General features: G+C 63.2%; 19 protein-coding genes and 1 pseudogene. 9 read left to right on the plus strand and 11 right to left on the minus strand.

Annotation, left to right across the window (positions count from 1 at the left end):
• Positions 1–127: 127 nt before the first annotated feature.
• Genes GGQ96_RS19270 through GGQ96_RS19280 form a run of 3 tightly spaced genes read right to left on the minus strand, consistent with a single transcriptional unit; the run spans position 128 to position 4,504 of the window.
• Complete coding sequence (locus GGQ96_RS19270) at positions 128–349, minus strand: hypothetical protein (protein WP_184116980.1); 222 nt, start codon at positions 347–349, stop codon at positions 128–130.
• 4 nt (positions 350–353) lie between these two features.
• Positions 354–3,713, minus strand: coding sequence for a MobF family relaxase (gene mobF, locus GGQ96_RS19275; RefSeq protein WP_184116981.1), 3,360 nt, complete (start codon positions 3,711–3,713; stop codon positions 354–356).
• Entirely contained in the window at positions 3,710–4,504 is a 795-nt protein-coding gene (locus tag GGQ96_RS19280; protein ID WP_184116982.1) for a plasmid mobilization protein, read from the minus strand. Before GGQ96_RS19280 ends, mobF begins: the two co-directional genes overlap by 4 nt.
• A 107-nt stretch (positions 4,505–4,611) precedes the next feature.
• Between GGQ96_RS19280 and GGQ96_RS19285 the strand changes: the two genes are divergently transcribed.
• A complete protein-coding gene (locus tag GGQ96_RS19285; protein WP_343059140.1) occupies positions 4,612–5,037 on the plus strand; it encodes a helix-turn-helix domain-containing protein in 426 nt (141 codons plus the stop codon).
• A gap of 1 nt (position 5,038) precedes the next feature.
• Positions 5,039–5,314 carry a hypothetical protein gene (locus tag GGQ96_RS19290; RefSeq protein ID WP_184116984.1) on the plus strand — a complete coding sequence of 92 codons (276 nt, stop codon included), beginning with the start codon at positions 5,039–5,041 and terminating at the stop codon, positions 5,312–5,314.
• A 40-nt stretch (positions 5,315–5,354) separates the two neighbouring features.
• On the opposite strand, the gene GGQ96_RS19295 is transcribed toward GGQ96_RS19290, so the two are convergent.
• The 6 genes from GGQ96_RS19295 to GGQ96_RS19320 form a co-directional block, all read right to left on the minus strand.
• Entirely contained in the window at positions 5,355–5,555 is a 201-nt protein-coding gene (locus GGQ96_RS19295; protein WP_184116985.1) for an LOTUS domain-containing protein, read from the minus strand.
• A 26-nt stretch (positions 5,556–5,581) separates the two neighbouring features.
• Positions 5,582–5,974 (minus strand): NYN domain-containing protein, encoded by a 393-nt coding sequence (locus tag GGQ96_RS21565; protein WP_184116986.1) that lies wholly within the window; start codon positions 5,972–5,974, stop codon positions 5,582–5,584.
• Positions 5,975–6,599: 625 nt separating this feature from the next.
• Positions 6,600–6,806: a hypothetical protein gene (locus tag GGQ96_RS19305; RefSeq protein WP_184116987.1), complete on the minus strand. Its 207-nt coding sequence runs from the start codon at positions 6,804–6,806 to the stop codon at positions 6,600–6,602.
• Between the two features lie 28 nt (positions 6,807–6,834).
• Complete coding sequence (locus tag GGQ96_RS19310) at positions 6,835–7,119, minus strand: hypothetical protein (protein ID WP_184116988.1); 285 nt, start codon at positions 7,117–7,119, stop codon at positions 6,835–6,837.
• Positions 7,120–7,649: 530 nt separating this feature from the next.
• A complete protein-coding gene (locus GGQ96_RS19315; RefSeq protein WP_184116989.1) occupies positions 7,650–8,117 on the minus strand; it encodes a hypothetical protein in 468 nt (155 codons plus the stop codon).
• Positions 8,098–8,385, minus strand: a complete 288-nt coding sequence (locus GGQ96_RS19320; protein ID WP_184116990.1) for a hypothetical protein — start codon at positions 8,383–8,385, stop codon at positions 8,098–8,100. The genes GGQ96_RS19315 and GGQ96_RS19320 overlap by 20 nt, the downstream gene beginning before the upstream one ends.
• 64 nt (positions 8,386–8,449) lie before the next feature.
• Between GGQ96_RS19320 and GGQ96_RS19325 the strand changes: the two genes are divergently transcribed.
• From GGQ96_RS19325 to GGQ96_RS19350, 6 genes and pseudogenes are all read left to right on the plus strand, one after another.
• Entirely contained in the window at positions 8,450–8,707 is a 258-nt protein-coding gene (locus GGQ96_RS19325; RefSeq protein WP_184116991.1) for a helix-turn-helix domain-containing protein, read from the plus strand.
• An 870-nt stretch (positions 8,708–9,577) separates the two neighbouring features.
• The gene (locus tag GGQ96_RS19330; RefSeq protein ID WP_184116992.1) at positions 9,578–10,504 is read left to right on the plus strand and encodes a DNA/RNA non-specific endonuclease; all 927 of its coding nucleotides are present in this window, start codon (positions 9,578–9,580) and stop codon (positions 10,502–10,504) included.
• Positions 10,505–10,774: 270 nt separating this feature from the next.
• The gene (locus GGQ96_RS19335) at positions 10,775–11,794 is read left to right on the plus strand and encodes a hypothetical protein (protein WP_184116993.1); all 1,020 of its coding nucleotides are present in this window, start codon (positions 10,775–10,777) and stop codon (positions 11,792–11,794) included.
• Positions 11,795–11,805: 11 nt separating this feature from the next.
• Entirely contained in the window at positions 11,806–12,573 is a 768-nt protein-coding gene (locus tag GGQ96_RS19340) for a hypothetical protein (RefSeq protein WP_184116994.1), read from the plus strand.
• A gap of 155 nt (positions 12,574–12,728) precedes the next feature.
• Positions 12,729–13,679, plus strand: a pseudogene (locus GGQ96_RS19345) (M4 family metallopeptidase).
• Positions 13,679–14,011, plus strand: coding sequence for a protealysin inhibitor emfourin (locus tag GGQ96_RS19350; RefSeq protein WP_184116995.1), 333 nt, complete (start codon positions 13,679–13,681; stop codon positions 14,009–14,011). Before GGQ96_RS19345 ends, GGQ96_RS19350 begins: the two are co-directional and overlap by 1 nt.
• Before the next feature lie 434 nt (positions 14,012–14,445).
• Here the strand turns inward: GGQ96_RS19350 and GGQ96_RS19355 are convergent, their stop codons facing one another.
• The gene (locus tag GGQ96_RS19355; RefSeq protein ID WP_184116996.1) at positions 14,446–16,776 is read right to left on the minus strand and encodes an FdhF/YdeP family oxidoreductase; all 2,331 of its coding nucleotides are present in this window, start codon (positions 16,774–16,776) and stop codon (positions 14,446–14,448) included.
• A gap of 127 nt (positions 16,777–16,903) precedes the next feature.
• Between GGQ96_RS19355 and GGQ96_RS19360 the strand changes: the two genes are divergently transcribed.
• Positions 16,904–17,140, plus strand: a complete 237-nt coding sequence (locus GGQ96_RS19360) for a hypothetical protein (RefSeq protein WP_184116997.1) — start codon at positions 16,904–16,906, stop codon at positions 17,138–17,140.
• Between the two features lie 102 nt (positions 17,141–17,242).
• On the opposite strand, the gene GGQ96_RS19365 is transcribed toward GGQ96_RS19360, so the two are convergent.
• Positions 17,243–17,992, minus strand: a complete 750-nt coding sequence (locus GGQ96_RS19365; RefSeq protein ID WP_184116998.1) for an SDR family oxidoreductase — start codon at positions 17,990–17,992, stop codon at positions 17,243–17,245.
• Between the last annotated feature and the right edge of the window lie 18 nt (positions 17,993–18,010).

Consider the following 18,010-nt stretch of genomic DNA (forward strand, 5'->3'; position numbering starts at 1 on the left):
CGCTGCTTGAGGGGCTCCACGCTGCCCCCGCTGCCACGAGGCAGTGTCATTTCTATCTGGCAGAGAAAGTGTCTTTTCTAAATAGCGCCGACATGGCGCCTACAGCCATGCTGCTCGATAACTTATGTTATGTTAAATTATGCCTTACATAAAGGGCGTGCCCTTGGCCGTCATCACCAGCATGCAGCCATCGACATGCCAGGTTGACATCGAAAGCAGCACCAGTGTGGACCTTTTCGCCAAAGAGCCGGTCGTGGATGGCCTTGAGCTGCTTGGTGAGACGGTGAACGCAGGTAATAGCGGCACCGGCTAAAGTGCTGCACGCAGAAAACAGGGTGACCGGCTTCATCGCGCTACATCTCCATGCCAAAATCCCGGTCACGCCCAGGCCCCCCGGAACCGGGCTCCTTCATAGAAAGCTGACGTTCCGGCAGGGCGCGGTCGAGCGCGCGTTCCAGCGCCGGCTCGCGCAACATACGATCCTCCAGCCGTTCCTGCCGCCGTTCGACGGCCGCCTCGCTACGGTTGGTCATCGCCGCCATGCTGTCCGCCGTTGCCGCCTTCCAGTCAGCGATGAAGCGCTGCGCATAGGCACCATGATCTGTGCGTATCTGCCCTTCCCGCATCCATGCCTGCGTCAGCTGGCCTGGATCGTAACGCCCTGCCCCCGGCGATCCAAGTTCGCGATCGAGCACGATTCGCAGATCCTCCGCGCCGTTGACCCGTGCCCGTTCAAGCGCCGCAGCAGCTGCGCCGAGTTCGCGGTCCTGCGCCCTCAACATAGGCTGGCCGTCAATCGCCTGCTGCTCGGCGGTAAGGAATAGCCGTGCATAACGTTCGACCGCGGCATTGATCGCCGGCGACGGCTCCGGCATTTGGGTCGCTGTACCCGATCCCGTCTGCCCGATCGTCTCCAAGGCCGAGGTCTTATCACCGGTATTGCGCACAACGCCGCGTTCGACGGCACGACCATCGTCGACAATCAGCGCCGCCTTGTCAGCGATGCGGGTCAGCGCAACCAGGAATGAGCGTTCGCTCAGTAGACGGCGCTCGCTCGAGCGAAGCACCAGCATGCCATGGTCGCTGGTGACCCCTTGCGCGATATGGACGTTGATCGCGTACGCCAGATCAAGCCGCTCGGTCATGCGGTCACCGACCTTCAGTTCGTGCACCGTGCCGTCGACCAGCGAGGACACGACAAGCCTGCCACCACCTAATTCCTCAACGCGGGCCATGTCAGCGTTGCTGAGCTTGCGGTCATGGTCGTTGTCAGTCCAGCGGATGCGGTCACCAGCATGAAGTTCGATCTGCTTTGGCTGATAGATCGAGACGGCATCGTGCTTGAGGTTCTTTGCCAACCGGTTCGGCTGTAGGTGCTTCTCTCCGCCGCCTCGCATTTCGAGGCGTACCCGCCCACCCTCGATCGCCTTGACGACACCCCGATCGCCGCGGACGAAACCTTGTGAGGGCAGATCGGTACGGATCTCGACTACCCTACCAGGATGGTAGCCCTTCAACAGCCGCGCGCCCTCCCGGGTAGCGTTGACCCGGTCGAGCACCTCGATCCGGGTGCCGACGCTGGCGATCTCACCTGTCGCCTTCAATTCGGCCTGTACCGCCTGATTGGCCTCGCTGCGCATCGCCCGGCCGGCGGTGAGGAGCAGCGTATTGTCACGCATCGCCTTCGGCAACGCCGCCCACCGGGCAGCGGCAACCCGCGCGACATCGCCTGCTGCTACTTCAATCGTGTCGGGCTTGAGCAAGTCAGATACTGTGGAGAAATCCTTGCCATCAAGCGCCGCGACGATCCCCTTCATCTGGTCGGAACGTGATCGCAGGTTCTCGGTGATGTACGCGGTCGCGTGCCCGGCACGCTGGCTATCCTCAAACGGTCTGCCGGCCGCGATTGCGCCTAATTGGCGGCTATCGCCAACCTGCACCAAGCGGGCCACGCCGATCATGTCGGCGAGACGGACGATGGGCTCCATGTCCCAGGTGCAGACCTGACTAGCCTCCTCGACCATGATCACCGCACCCTTCAGCTCGGTAGTAACACGGGCAAGTTGGGCAGCGCTCGCAGTGCCATCGATCACGCGGGCATGACGCGCCAGGAACCATGCAACTGTGCTCGTCTCCGCGCCTGTATCACGCCCAAGCGCGGTCGCCGTGCGACTGGCGATGGCGAGACCGATGACATGGTGTCCTTGTGCTTTCGCGATCGCGGTCACTGGCGCCAGCGCCGCTGATTTGCCGCGACCGGGGCCGCCCTGGATGTTCACCACCCGGTCGCTCGACGACAGGATCAATACCGCCGCAGACAGCTGACCGGCATTGAGTGTGCGCAGGCCCAGGTCACGTGCCGCACCTTGCGCGGCAGACATGGCATCATCTGGCGACACGATCGCTGCCCCCTGCCCCCGGCCTGCATCGATGCTGGCCAGATAGGCCTGCTCAAGGTGTACCGCGCTCTCGGTGGTCACCATGCGGTCGCCGTCACCCAACAGCAGGCCCCTGCCCTCCAAAAACGCGATGCGCGCCTCCACGTCACCGACCGTGACCGGCCCACCGCGTTCGAGAGCGGCGTGGATCAGGTCGAGCCGGTCGAACGCCGCCTCACTCTCCCCCAGATCACGAGCCGCCGACGTAACGGCCTGCGCCGCACTATAGCGGACTGGATCGAGACGCCCGAGCCGTTCGGGTACGAGCGGATCACCGTCGCGTGGAGAAAGCCCCATTCGTGCCACGACAGCGAGGCCTCGCTCCCCGTTACCGCGGATTCCACGCATCGTTCGCGTCCACATGGTCTCTTCTCGCCCCGACCGGGCAAGCGCCTCTCTCACCAGCCGGCTTGGGTCGAAGCCATTCTCCGCCGCCAACGTCCGCCACCCTTCCGCGCGGACTGCCGGCGCAATGCCGGGGGTCTTGGCGTTCCGGGTTGCAAGCGCCGCCAGCTCTCGCTCACGTGCCGTTCCCTGGCGTCCATGTGCTTCGAGATGAGCATCAATCTCGTCTGAGCGTGTCGAAAACGCTTCAACCACGCCGCGGGGCACACCGGCGATGTCGAAGGCACCATCGATCGGAGTGTACGCCGGTGTCGTTGCATAGCCCAGCGCCTCGACACGGGCGCGCAAGTTGGATGCGAAGACTGCGCCCATGACGTGCTGGCGCTGGTATAGCCCATCGGAGTGCAGCGCTTTCCAGCTCCCGTCTGGCATGCGGGTGGCGTTAGCGAGCACGTTGTGGACATGCAGCTGCGGCTCGCCGTTGCGGTTCACGTCGTGCAGGAACGTCGCGGCCAGCACGTTGCCGGTGCGCACCGCCCGTTGCCCTTCAGTCGTTGATACCCTCCCCTCAACGATGTTGCGCTCGATCCAGCCGAGCGTCACGGTCGCCGCTTCGCGCACCGCCGCGATCAGTCGCGCATCGCCACCGACCAGCGCCAGGATCGACACCGACTTCGGCACCGACATGGTCAGGTCCCAGCCGGGGCGATGTGTCCCCCGGCGTGCATCAATCACGCTGCCATCAGGCAAGCGGCCTTCGAGTATACGCTCAAATCGAGCGGCATCGACCGCACCTTCGAGGCCGAGCGCCGCCGCCCCCTCCCCGCCCCAGGCGCTCGCCCCCTCGGCCTGATCAGCGGTGTAGTAATTGTCTTTGGCATAATAGTTCGCGGCATTGCCGGCCGACGCGACCGCATTCACCGAAATCATGAGCGTTTCACCTTGGCCGATGCCGCTGTTGGCGCGGCCGCCGCATCGATGCGATGGTCAGCAGGCACCTGACAGCCATCGACCTCGAATCGGTAGCGCACCAGCCGACAAAACTCGGCGTCCCCCGCCGCCATCTTGTGCGCCATCGGGACACCGAACGCTGGAACGGATATACCCAGCCCAGTGATAAACACGGCACCGGTGCCAACCATCAGCAGGCTCCACAGGCAGATGAACGCCGATGACCAGAAGCGGTCGTCACCCAGCACGAGACCGGTCACCTTACGCGGGTCCTTCCGGACATGCTCGATCGCCTCGGTATTTTCCCGCACCGCTTGGACGAGCTCCGCCTGCTTGCTGTCGATCGCATCGAGACGCGGCTGTTCCGCGATAGCAGCCTTCATCGCCGTCATCTCCGCTTTGAACGGCTCAAGGCTGCGCGCGATGCGTTCGGGGAAACCGTTGAGGAACTCGACCCGTGCGGAATGCATTGCGAGCCGATCCTTGCGCTCGGTCGAGAGCACTTCCTTCTCATGAGCAGCCCATGTGTTGGCGAAACGCTCAACCTCCATGATCGCCTTGTTGAGCATAGCCTCCATGGCCACGATGTGGCCGGGTCCGGGCAGCATGCGCTGGACCAGCGGCTCACCGCCGGCTTTGCGATCGAGACCTTCCATGACGAGGTCTCGCGCCAGTGCACCGCGCTCCAGGCCGGCTTCGTCGGCGCATTTCAGCAGCCGGGCATGCTCCTCGGGGGTCAGTCGTATGTTGACCTGGATGTTTCTCGACATGCCCTGCCCCTTCCCGTCAGACCATCGCTTCCGAAAGCGCAACCGGGTACACTCGCGCTTGTCCATCCTAGGCTAGGTGAAGCTACCTTCATGTCAATGAGCTTTGAGTGAGTGAACCTTCAACCCTCGGGAGCCGCGTCAAGGCGATCCGTCGCGCGGCGGGGATGGGTCAGGATGCACTGGCACATGCGCTAGGCTTCTCCACCAGGTCGCTGATCAGCTGGGAAAAGGACGTGGTTGAACCGCCACTGAGCGTCGTGCGGCAGCTTTGCCGCGATCATGAGATCGATGCCGGCTGGCTGCTCTTTGGCACCGATACTGTGCCGACCCGCTATCATGGCCCCGTTGAGTGGAAACGGTACGACCGGCTGATGGCGATGATCGAGGCGCTCTGTGTCGACGTCGGCTTGCGCCTGAAGCCTGATCGCTGTCAGGCATTGGCCCGCTCGCTCTATGACGAAGGCGACGATGACGATGCCGATACACGCCGACGCCTTCGCGTTATGATGCTCGCGCTATCACAAGGGGAATGACATGAAACAACGCAGCGACAGGGTCATGGCCGAGTGGGCAGACGGCAACCGTCAGGTGGGTTTCGAACGACGTGACTGGCGCGGTGAGCGCCGTCTCGCTTGGTTATGCACTGTGCTGCTTTTTTCCGGTCTTGCGGCCGATATCCTGCTTGGTTCCTCGCTCGTGGCGACCCTGTGCTGGATCGGAGCGGCGGCAAGCGGCGTGACCATGCTGATCCGCTTCTACGATGACCGCTTCTTCATCACGCAACGTGCCGATTTTCAGGATCGAAGCTGACCTGTCCAGGTCGTACGATCAGGCCGACGTTCATGCCGCTTCATGGGAGCGGTTGTGGGCTTCTTGAACCATCCTGGCCGACGTCGAATGTGTCCATCTTTTCGCTGAGCGTGACGCGCTTGACGCAGTCGTGCTTGCGCCGATCAAAGTCCGGCATCAGTACGATCAGACGCTGCCCGACCGAACGTAGAAATTGACTGCCGGCCTGATCATCGAATTGCTCAAACGCAGTCTCGATCAAGGCGGCGGCAGCCTTTGTCGGCAAGCCTATTGCCTTCGCGGCATTAGCCGGGTCTGCCTTGCCGTTACGACCGGTGCGGCCTTGCCAGATGAGGTCAGATGCCCCGTGTAGATGAAGCGCTTGCAGACGTGTCGGAAGCTGACCGGCGTCTTGTTCTCGCTGAGGCTGGAAACGTCGGTGCGCTGCTCCCGGATACGCGCTGCCAGCTGGATAAAATGACTATCCGACGGCATCAGGTAGAAGCCTCCGAGCCGCTTCGGACACAGAAGGTTCATGGCGTCGATGATCGGCGTGATATCGGAGGGGTTCTTGCCAACCGAGTTCGCAAAATTTCGATGTGGCCGGCGTTCATCGAGTGGCGCAATCTTGGCCTGGCCGTTGAGCCTCGTGCCGGTGCAATCGCCGTAGATCCACCGCACGCTGGCGCCATCGACTTTTGCGGTTCAATCGAACAGCACGGCAGCGATCTGAGGGGACGCGTTGTCAGCGTCGATCAGCACGGCAAGCTTGCGAGGGCGGTCGGGTCGTCAGTTATGCTGGATATCGTGTCAGCAAACTAGCTGCTTCTTTTCGCAGGCTTGCCCGGCGTTCCCACGGGTGATCTGCGGGATGTCGAAAACTGACCTGGACGCGCTTCCGATATGGCCTGTCCGGCTGCCTCGCAGCACCGGAAACTGGTTCGTCAGCGGCTATGCTCTGCCGGAATGCCGAGCCTGTGCATGGTATCCTGGGAGGCTGTGCGTAGCGGCGTAGCAGGCCTGTAGCACGTTGCCCGCAAGCTTTCGCCTGCCCGGTAGCAATGCCGCTACTGCGCTAAACCATTGTAAAGAAACCACTTTTTGCTCTCCGCACAACCGCTATGCATAGCGTGGTGTGTGCCCCCCTTCACCGATCGTCATGGCGATGTTGGGTGAGGTGACGACCTCGGCATCGTTCCTGGCTTCCGGCGGGCCCCCGGGCCGGCGTGACAGCCGGCCAGCAGATCGTATGTGCCCCGACTAAGAGGGCAGCCCTGCTGCCGTGCTATCCGGTCCGCCGGGTGTATCAGTCGAACGTGGCGGAACGCGGATGGCTGAGCGGTCGCTCGACCGCAATTTCGATCTCACCGATATCCACCATGTCGAGGGCGCCGAGGATGTTGATCGAAGGGCGGCGATGCGGCTCTGCATCGCCCGGTAGCGGCGTCTCAGCCATCTGATTGTCTCGGTCGTCAGTCATGCATTTGGCCTGTGCATCAGCGGTCTGGATCATTGCCGTGATCGACTGCTTACCGCTGCAGTCAGGCCGCTGCCAATGCGGCAAACTCTACGTTGTTCAACGTGTCTGGCGACAGCAGCTGACGGTCACACATGACGCGCTGGATCAGCACGATCAGACGGGCGAGTTCAGGTGTCCAAAGAGGATCGACGATCGCGAGTTTGCGGCTGCGGTTCCCGACTGTGACAGCGAGATGGAAGATGCAGTCAGCCGGCCCCGGTGGCCCCTGGTTCAGGCATTCGAAAACGTCGATCGCATTGGAATGGTCGAGCAACGCGGACCAGTCCGCTGACGCAATCTGTTCCATCGGCTGGACACTCTCTCAGGGCGCACAGCATGAGGCCTGAATCATCCTGAAAGGCTTTAGACAATTCTGTTCGCAGCAGGCTCGTTTTACCGGCCGGCGTCCGGTTCTATCTCGTGGTTGAACGCGGCGCTTTCGGATGGTGCCCGAGAGGTGGCGACCGCGTTACGAAGTGCCTGCGAAACCTCCTCGATGCCCACTGCTCGACGAGCGGAAAGACAGCTGTGCGCCAAACGGATCAACACCTTAGTCGCAACGTCCGGGAACGGCTCCGGAAAGGCAAGCAGGCGCGCTTTGCCACCATGGCTCAACCGTACATGCCAAGTCCGGATCGGACCCTGTGTGCCTGCTGCAAGGCTCTTCGCGGGTAAAGAACGCTGCAGCATCCGCTGCGCAAAGCAGCGTCGAAACGTGGTGCGGATCAAGTGCACCAAGCGCCACGATCTGCTCGCTCACAAGGTCGGGAAAGTCGCCGCTACCGCTGGATACTCGGACACCGATGAGATCGCCCATGCGGTATGATCGAGACGCCGTCATGCCTGCCTTACCGCATCATCGAGCCGGATCCCTTCCGCCTGCTGCCGACCCTTGCGCCTTGCGTTCCACGCCACCTGTACCGCATTGGCCACATGGGCGCGTTCGATGCGGTAGCCAGGGTCATCACCGTGCAGGATCTTGAGATGCGCCAGCGCGTCGTCGAACACCGCATCACCGACCGCAGCGCGGACGGCCCGCAGCCAGCGTGGCGAGGCATGAGGATGGCGAGCTAGCCACCAGCCACGTGCCTGGTCGAGCCAGACCGGCACGGCCCAGATAATCAGGAGAAGCACGGCCATGATCGCCGAGCGTCTGCCACTAAAGAGCGCCAGCAAAAGGATCAGCCAGCTGATCGGAGCGGCGAACAGCGAGATACTGAACGGCACCACCGCAAAGCGGCTGACTTCCCAGCGTGCAAGCATCCGGTCGGACCAAGGTACTGGGTCAGTCACGCCACGAATCATGTCCACCTCCGATGTCGGTCGGGAACGGTTCATGCCACGTGGTGTGATGATCATCACACGCCAAGCCCAGGCCATGCGAATGATGCTGCCAGTGGTCATGATGGTCGCGCGACAGATCGGTGCCGAACGAGTTGCCGGCGATGTCGATCCCGTCGGTTATTGGTAGCCCGGTGGCGGGGTTGATTGTCGGGGTTTCAGCCACCGCCGACCCAGCGGTGAGCGAGTGCCAGTCATCAAAGAACGTCGCCAGGTGGTTCAACAGTCCCATGAGGTTCGGCCTCCTTGTGAGAAGGTCAGACAATATACGCTTTCCGCATTTTAAAGGCCTTAGCATGCCTGTCTCCCCCGCCCTCCCCGAGCTGCACGCCCGCATCGTCACCGCGCTGACCGAGGAGCGCCGAGACGCCAAACTGCGTCAGCTCGATCTGGCAAAGCGGCTCGGTTGGCAGCAAGCCTATGTGTCGCGCTACGAGACCAGCGAACGGATGCTGGCAGTGGACGAATTTGTTGCAGTCGCACGCGCGATTGGCGTCGATCCAGTCGCGCTTCTGGCTCAGGTGTTCCATATTGATAACTATAGAACAGAATGAGGCTGAGCATCTCGGCCGTGAATGTGGGCGACCATCTCGCGATTCCCCCATTCTTTGGAGCTTTTTGCCTTAGTAGATTGCAGGACATGCTTATTCAATCCTAGAATTACAGCAATTTGCTTCCTTTTACAAATGTCGTCCACAAGCTGCTTGACTGGCCGCACTTCGCACACGCTTTAGCCCGCCATGCATTCTCTTGCATCAATCGAATATGTGCGCATACACTTCTTCCAATGGATGACGTAAGCCACCGGCGTACCCGTCGCCTCAAGCTTTAGCACGAAGACAATCTGCTCTTCCGTGTATCTCCATTCATTTATACTCCAGCTCTTTGCTCGTCGGCTTCAAAGGGCCGGACAACTCTTATTTCGCATTGAGAGAACACAGGGCGGCGTCAGATTGGGCATGAGGGCACGTGGCATGCACGCACATTCCCCCGCCGACCCAAGCCAATTTCCTCGAAATGGCAGAAAATACACCCGCTGCCACATCAGGCGACGTGCCGCGCCGCCCGTTTGAAGAAGCCGGGACTGAACACCTAGCATGTGGCTAACGCTGATGATCTCAGAAAGGGTTGCGATCAGTATTAAGACGATACCTGATAAAGCTTGTCGATGCCCGATCAGACTGGCCGTACGATCTTGATCGTGCTTTCATGCGCCAAGTGCAGTAAATTCTTGTTGAGGTGCCCGATAGTTGCCAGCTCCTTGAAGGTGGCCGCCTTTAACCCAAGCCTCAGGTGCCGTGGCTTTATGCACCGCGCCTGCCATCTTTAGCTTTTAAAAGGCTGATTCAGACCCATCCTGGCCTGCTCGTCGTTGAACGGCTGCGCCTCGAGCGAACCGGGGATGAAAGCACTGGAGAAACACAGTGATAGACTTAGCCTATCAACCCCGCCTGCGCGACCTGCGGCCCATTACGTCGAGAAACCAAGGCCTGATTGCGCCAGAGGCTACACCGGTTCGAATATCATTAGCCTCCTCCTTTGCGGGCCGTCAGGGCTACCAAGCAGAGCATCTCGGTGGATTTGTCGTGCCGCTGCCCGGCACCTCCGTGATTGCTGCCGACGTCCTGCCTGTCGCCGGCAGGACAGATGCACGGCTCGACTATGAGCATTTCACAGTTGTTATGTCGAAGAGCCGGCGCCTAGCGCTCTTCACCGGCGTCAACATCGATGGCAGCGCGAGCGTTTCGGTCCCGCGTGGAGGCGACCCATGGGCGTTTGACGGGCGAATTCCCGAAGAGGCCCAGGCCGGGGATGAGCTCTACGCCAACAACGACTTCGACCGCGGCCACCTTGTCCGCCGCGAAGACCCGAATTGGGGGCCGAGCGCCAGCATCGCCAATCACGACACCTTCCACTTCACCAATTGCGCACCGCAGCTCTCGGCCTTCAATCAGCGCACCTGGCTCAGCCTCGAGGACTATATCCTCAGCAACACACGCAGGGTCGGCGAGCGCGCGACCGTGTTCACCGGTCCGATCTTCAGGGCAGACGATCCAGTCTATCGCGGCATCGCAATTCCGCTCGCCTATTGGAAGGTGGTCGCCTTCATCCACGATGACGGGCGGCCATCTGCTTCCGCCTACCTCATCGACTACGATGTCGACCTGAATGAGCACACGCTGCTGTTCGGTGCGTTCAATACATATCAGCGCTCCGTCACCGCAATCGCAAAGCTAACGGCTCTCGATTTCGGAGACTTGGCCCGTTTCGACGGTTTCTCGAACGAGGAGGCGGCAACCGGCACGGCCGTTCGACGGCTGATCGCGGGGCCGGAGGACATTCTGCTCTGAGACCGAAATTAAATCTGTCCTACACTGAACAAACGTGGAACATGGGCCGTCGGATCAACATGGAGTCGGGAGACATGACCGACATGATTGACGGACCGATGCTGGTGGGGATCGCCGCGCTCATCACCAGTATCGTCAATGCCATCACCACCCTGCGGCCCCGCGATCGGCTGCCGGAGCGACCAAGGGCACCGCGCCTGCCCAGGCCTAGAAAGGGGAGGGAGATGCGAAGTTCGAGGGCTCGATGCCCGAAAGCTGAAGGAGACTGCCATGCGCCGCTGCGCCAGTGCCGTTCTACCGTTGATGCTTGCTCCACTGCTTCTGGCTGGGTGCGCCACGAACGCAATCAGGCTGGAGGCTGCAGGGACAGTACAAGCCCGAAGCCGCGAGGCGGTAACCGCGACCGCCGGCTACTTCGATTCCATCGAGCAACGTCGCCGTGAGGCAGCGGCCGCACTGGTCGCGAGCGATCCGAGCTGCCTGCCGGCAACCCCGCTGCGGATTCAGGTGCCTATCACGCCATCGGCGCCGGCAGCGCCGCTGTGCCTCTCTGGCGAAGCACCATCGCCGGGCTACACCGCGTTCGAGATTGACATCGGCAGCAGCCCGCGCGCCGTGCTGGAGCCGCGCATCGCCCTGATCGCCGCGATCAGCGACTATGCCGATGCGCTGGCTGCGATCCTCGATGCGCCCAAGACCGACGTCTCGGCCGAGATCACCGCCTTTGCCGACCAGGCAGATCGGCTCGCCCGGTTCGCCGACTTCGTCGCCGGCACTGACCTGCCGAATGTGAATGCAGCCGTCGCCAATGAGCAGGGGCAGAGCCTTGTCGCGCTGATCGCCTTTGCCGACGAGCTCGCACGCGAAGCGCGGCAGACCCTCGATGTGCGGGCTCTTGTTATCGAGCGTGGGGCTGTCGTCGACCGAGCGCTCGCATCGCTTTCGGCGCAGGTCAGGACCTGGGGAAGGGGAGCGGCGCGCAACGCCGACGACCTCTACGGCAATGCCCTATTCCGGACGTACATCCGCAACCGCGCGAGCCTGTCCGCCGACCAGCGTGAGCAGCTCGCGGGACGGGTGTTTGCCGCTCGTGAGGCCGCGAAGGATGGACCGGCCCGCGCCGCACAGGTCGCCGACGCCATCGACCTCGCCGCCAAGGCACAAGCAAGCCTGCGCGATGCGCTCGTCGGCCGGCTGACACCGGCGCAGCGGCGCGCCGCAGCGCGCCTCAACATCGACCGCATCACACGCGCGCTTGGCCTGATCGCCTCGCTCGCGAGCCCCGCCTGAGGAGGATTCCATTGACGACCTTCACCCAGGCTATTGGCGCAGCTGACGCCTTGATCGACCAGCTGCAGGCGTTCACCGTCGATCCGCGCTACCTGCCGCGCTTCTTCGACACCGTCTTCGGGCTCCGAACGGCGCTTGGCAGCGCAAGCGAACAGTTCGCGGCTCAGCATAGCGACGACGACGGCGATCGACCGGTGTTCGCCACGGTCCTCGACCGCTGCGAACAGGCCAGAACGATTGGCGATGCCCTCACGCCGGACCCATCAGCGGTGACGCGCTATGCCGACGCGGTGCAGCACGCGATCGCGGCGCTGGATGGGCCGGGCAGCATGGCCGCGCGACCCGCGTTGCGGGGCACACTGCGGCTGCGCAGCGGATCCGCCCCGTCGGTGAGGGGAGGGCGTCGCCCAGCACCCGCACCAGCGCCCGAGCCCTATTATGCCAGCCTCGTGAAGCTGTTTCCGGTCGAGGCGGTGACGCTCTACCCGCTGGCGATCGGCATCGCAGCTGGCGACGTCGTCGTGCGCCTGATCCTGATCGCCGTCATCACCCTCTTCATCATCGTGCTGCGCTGGTTCGGAACGCAGGAGGAGAGAGGGGGGGATGCCGATGTGGTGGCGATCGCCGTCGCGGTGGTCTCGTTCGAGCTATACGCGGCATCGCTTGGTGGCTTTGGCTACCTGCCGGGAGGCCCCGAGCAGACCAGCCAGGTCCTCGCCTTCATCACCATCATGTGGGTCGCACTCGTCCCCTTCGTCCTTCGTCGCGCCCGCAGCTGACCCAGCCCCCTCGAGGAGATACGACCATGTGCACCTCCCCCCATCGTCATTCGCTTCACTGCATCCTGCCGCCCTACATCCTGTCGCAGATCGCCGAGAATGGCTCGCCCGAGCTGCGGGCGATGGCCGTCCGCAGTCTGCTGGTTGATCCGACCATGCGGATCGTCCGCGCCAGCACTGCGGGGCCGGTCACGGGCGCAATCGCACGGCGTCGCGCCGCGGCGGGCAATATCCTGACGCCAAGCCCGCTCCGGACGATCCGTGACGCGGGCGGCGAACCCGAGGCACCAGGTGCGACCGTGGTGCGGCGCGAGGGCGACGCGCCCACCGGAGATGTCGCCGTCGACGAGGCCTATGACGGGCTCGGCGCGACGTTCGCGCTGTTCTGGGAGGCCTATCAGCGCAACTCGATCGACGATGCCGGCATGCCGCTCGACGCCACGGTCCACTACGACCAGGACTATGACAACGCCTTCTGGGACGGCACCCAGATGGTGTTCGGTGACGGCGACGGTGAGCTTTTCAACCGCTTCACCATCTCGCTCGACGTGATCGGCCATGAGCTGACCCACGGCGTCACCGAGAAGGAGTCAGGTCTTGCCTACTTTAATCAGTCGGGGGCCTTGAACGAGAGCATTTCCGACGTATTCGGCAGCCTCGTGAAGCAGCGCCTTTTAGGGCAGACCGCCGACCAGGCCGACTGGCTGATCGGCGCCGAGCTGCTGACCGCCAAGGTCAACGGAGTTGCCTTGCGCTCGATGAAGGCGCCCGGCACTGCCTATGACGATCCCGTCCTCGGCAAGGATCCGCAGCCGGGCCACATGAACGACTTCGTCCGCACCAATCAGGACAATGGCGGCGTCCACATCAACTCGGGCATCCCCAACCGAGCCTTCTATCTGGCCGCGACCGCGATCGGCGGAAAGGCATGGGACCAGGCCGGGCAAATCTGGTAAAATGCGCTGCTGGACCCCAATACCAGGGCCAACACGGACTTCGCCGGCTTCGCCCGCGTCACCATCGACGTCGCGGCGCGTATGTACGGCTCGGGCAGTGCCGAGGCGACCGCCGTCACCGAGGCCTGGAGCGCAGTTGGAGTGATCTGATGCAGACGGGCAAGACCTGCGACGAGACCATGACGGGCGAGGCCCGCGTGCGGATCGAGGGCGGGCTTGCCCATTTTCCCGGACTGGCGAAGGAGCAGACGGTTTCGTTTGACGATCTCGCCACCGCGGAGCGTCAGGAGATTGCCAGCCTCGCCGATCAGGCGGACTTCTTCGGCTGCACGCCTGCAAAGGATACTGCAGGCCCAGACGGCCGGACCTATACGGTTGGCCTGACGATTGCCGGGCGCAGCCGCGAACTTCGCATTGCTGAGCCGATTCGAGATCCAGCGCTGGCCAAGCTTGTTTCGGCTGTTCGCCGGTTGAGCAAATAGCTCGTAAGCCACAGATAATTAAGAAGTGCTTAATTATTCTGGAGCTAGTATGGCATGCTTACATTTTTAGTCACTACAGACCAATAAACTATGTAGCGCTAATATTTATTTACTCTGAGAGGTAATTTTGCATAACTTACTTACGCTTGATTATATCAACGTATTTACTGACTTATGCAGATTTTTTATTTCAAACCACTACCGTTTGTCAATAAAGTCGGGCTGATCAGCAAGGTTTCTGTCTAAGCACATATGGTCGCCATCAACACCCATTTTGACGAACCTTTGGGTGCTGGCGGCGACCATCTTTTAAAGCATCAACCCGCCTGTTGACCACACCGTAACCGTCGATGCCTCTGGCCACGGACCTGCCTTATCCGCCGTGATCCGGCGACAGGGCGCCGGCGCGCCGGCCATGTGGCCCGGCTCCCACGTCACCGGTCGGACTGGTCGTCCATGCCCGGCTCGACAATCGCGTCGCCGTCGCTGTGCACCGTCACCGGGATCGACTTGGCGGCGGGGGTCTTGCTGCCGACCGCATAATGCCAGACGGGCATCAGCACGTTGCATTCGGGATAATAGCCGCCGATGCAGCCGACCGGTATGTCATAGGCAACAACGATCATCCCCGACAGGTGCCGGTTGACCCCGTCATCGGCAACGGTGCGCAGCGTCACCGCCTGTCCGACCTTCAGGCCGCGCCGCTCGATGTCGGAGCGGTTCATCAGCACGACGTTGCGGATGCCGTCGATCCCCCGGAACCGGTCGTTATAGCCATAGACGGTGGTGTTGAACTGGTCGTTGCTGCGCAATGTCATCAGCCGCAGCGCATCGTGCCCGACGTCCGGCATGTCGAGATCCTCGTCCAGCGCCTGCGGCGTGACGAAGTTGGCGCGGCCGGTGTCCGTTCGCCATTCGCGCCGCTTGACCGGCAGGTCGCGCTGGAAGCCGCCCGGTTCCCACATGCGCCGGTCATAGTCCCAGAAGCTGTCGGGCAAGGTATGGCCAATCTCGCGCCGGATCTCGGCATAGTCGGTCATGTAATCGTCCCAGCGCACCTTGGGATTGGGCGGCAGCACCTGCTTGGCCAGCTCGCACAGCAGGCGGATCTCGCTGATCAGATGCGGCGAGATGGGATCGCGCAGGCCCCGGCTGCCATGCACGCAGGCCGAGGTGTCTTCGATCGACACCGCCTGCCGGCCGGCCGCGGTCTCGTCGATCTCCAGCCGCCCCAGCACCGGCAGGATATAGCTGATCTCACCGGGCAGCAGCGCGGTGCGGTTGAGCTTGGTCAGGACGTTGACGGTCAGCCGCATCCTGCGCCAGGCCGGCTCCATCTGTCCATGATCCGGAATGGCGCGGGCGAAATTGCCGCCGAGCAGGAAGAAGGCCTGCACCTTGCCGTCCAGGATCGCCTCGCACGCCTCGACCGTGTTGTAGCCTGCCTCGCGCGGCGGTTCGAAGCCGAACTGCTGGCCCAGCCGGTCGAGCGGGAACAGCTCGGGCTTCTCGGTGATGCCGACGGTGCGCTGGCCCTGCACGTTGCTATGCCCGCGCACCGGGCAGATGCCGGCCCCCGACCGGCCCATATTGCCGCGCATCAGCAGCAGGTTGACCAGCATCTGCACCGTCTCCACGCCGGCACGGTGCTGGGTCAGGCCCATGCCGTAGATGCCGATGGTCGAGGGCGCACGCGCATAGATCAGCGCGGTCGCCTCCAGGTCGGCGCGGTGCAGGCCGGAGCGGCGCTCCAGTTCGTCCCACTCCTGTCCGCGCAGCCATTCGGCGAACGGCTCGAAGCCATGGGTGTGCTCGGCGATGAAGGGCAGGTCGAGAACCGGCGCCTCGCCCGCCGCCAGCGCCGCTTCGTGCAGCGCCAGCACCGCCTTGCAGATGCCCGCGATCGCCGCCAGGTCACCGCCATTCTTGACCTGGTGATAGTCCGAGCTGATCCGCGTATCCTTGCCGGTCAGCATCTCGGTCGGCGATTGCGGGTTCAGGAACCGTTCCAGCCCGCGTTCGCGCAACGGGTTGAAGGTGATGATCGGCACGCCGCGCTGGCTCGCCTCCTGCAACGGATGCAACATGCGCGGCGAGTTGCTGCCCGGATTCTGCCCGAAGAACATCAGGCAATGGGTCTTGGCGAAATCGGCCAGGTCGACGGTGCCGACGCCCTGGCCGATGCTGGCCGGCAGCGCGACCGAGGTCGTCTCGTGGCACATGTTGGAACTGTCGGGCAGGTTGTTGTTGCCATAAAGGCGCGCGAACAGCTGGTAGAGATAGCTGCCCTCGTTCGACAAACGGCCCGAACTGTAGAAGACGGTTCCGTGTTGCTTGTCTTCGACCGCGCGGAGTTCACGCGCGATTTCCTCGATCGCATGGCCCCAGGAGACGGGGACGTATTTGTCGGTCGCGGCGTCGTAGCGCAGCGGATGGGTCAGGCGACCCGGCTGTTCGAGATGATAATCGTCCCAGCCGAGCAGCTCGGTGACCGTATGTTCGGCGAAGAAGGCGGGGGTGCAGCGATGCGCTGTCAGCTCCCAGACCACCGCCTTCACCCCATTCTCGCAGAACTCGAACGGCAAGGGGCTTGCCGGCTTCACCCAGGCGCAGCTGTTGCACTGATAGCCATCGACCTTGTTGTGCTGCGACAGTGCGATGCTGGCGCTGCCCAGCACGCCCTCGCGACGCAGGATGTTCCCGACCGAACGCGCCGATCCCCATCCGCCGGAGGGAAGGCGATAGGGTTTGTAGGTGGCTTTCATCCTGTCTCTCCGGCCGGGGCGGCGGGCGTTTCGTGCGAAACCATCGCCGGGTCGTCACGTTAAACCCGGTGACGGCAGCGCTTTTCCGAAACCTGATCCAAGGCACGGAATTAAAAGGAAATTTATCATGACGGTCGGCCGGGATTACATGTTGAAGAAGACCAGCGGCCCGTCGGGTCCCAAATATCTCCTGGATACCAAGGTCGTGCCCCGGCTGGTCAACACGGCCGGCACGGCGGAGGTGTGGCTCGACCGTGCGGCGGTGCGGCTGGGCCAGCGTCCCGCGGTGCTGGTCGCGGGCGCGGCGGGGCTCGCGGCGGCCCTGCTGTTCGGGGCGCTGCGACGGGGCAACGCCGCGACGTAGAAGGGCGGGGCGGCCGGCGCGGGCCGCCCCCTGCTCGCGAGCTTCGTCTGCGAGGCCTCTCCGAGCTCTTGCCGGCGCGGGAGCCCGGCCGTTGAGCCCCCCTCAGCCCGTCTTCTGGATCAGCGGCTCGATCCGCAGATTGACGATGTCGCAGGTCGCCGAGCGCGTCAGGACGAACAGGATCGCCTCGGCCACCTCTTCGGGCGGGAGCATCCGGCCCGCCGCGACCGCTGCGCGCTTTTCCTCGTCGCTGCATTCCTGCATGTCGGTGTCGATCGAGCCGGGCTGGATCACGCTCACCCTGATGCCCTTGTCCGCCACTTCCTTGCGCAACGTCTCGGCGAAGGCCTGGATGCCGGCCTTGGTGGCGGCATAGACGCTTTCGCCCGCCGCCTTGATCTCGGTGCTGATCGACCCGACGAACAGCAGATGACCGCCGCCCTGCCGCGCCATGCGCAGGATGGCGGCGCGGGCGCAGGCGAGATAGCCTGTCAGGTTGGTGTCGATGACGTAGCGCCAGTCCTGGTCCGCCATCTCGTGGACCGGCTGCGCGCCCAGCGCGGCGCAGGCGACCAGCATGTCGATACCGCCCAGCCGCTCGTCCAGCGCGGCGAAAACCCGGTCGATCCCGTCCGCCGTGGCGGCATCCACGGCCAGGCCGCCGACATCGCCGTCGACGCCGGCCAGGGCCTCGTCCAGCGCCGCCTGGTGCCGGCCGAAGGTCAGGATGCGGGCGCCCGACGCTGCCAGCGCGTGGAGCGTGGCGCGCCCGATGCCGGTGGTGCCGCCGGTCAGCAGGATGCGCTTGCCGGCCAGATCGGTGCGGGAAGAGGTCGTGGAAGGCAGGGTCATGGCTATTCCCAGGTCAGG

It is taken from the genome of Sphingomonas abaci, assembly GCF_014199625.1.
Lineage (GTDB): Bacteria > Pseudomonadota > Alphaproteobacteria > Sphingomonadales > Sphingomonadaceae > Sphingomonas > Sphingomonas abaci.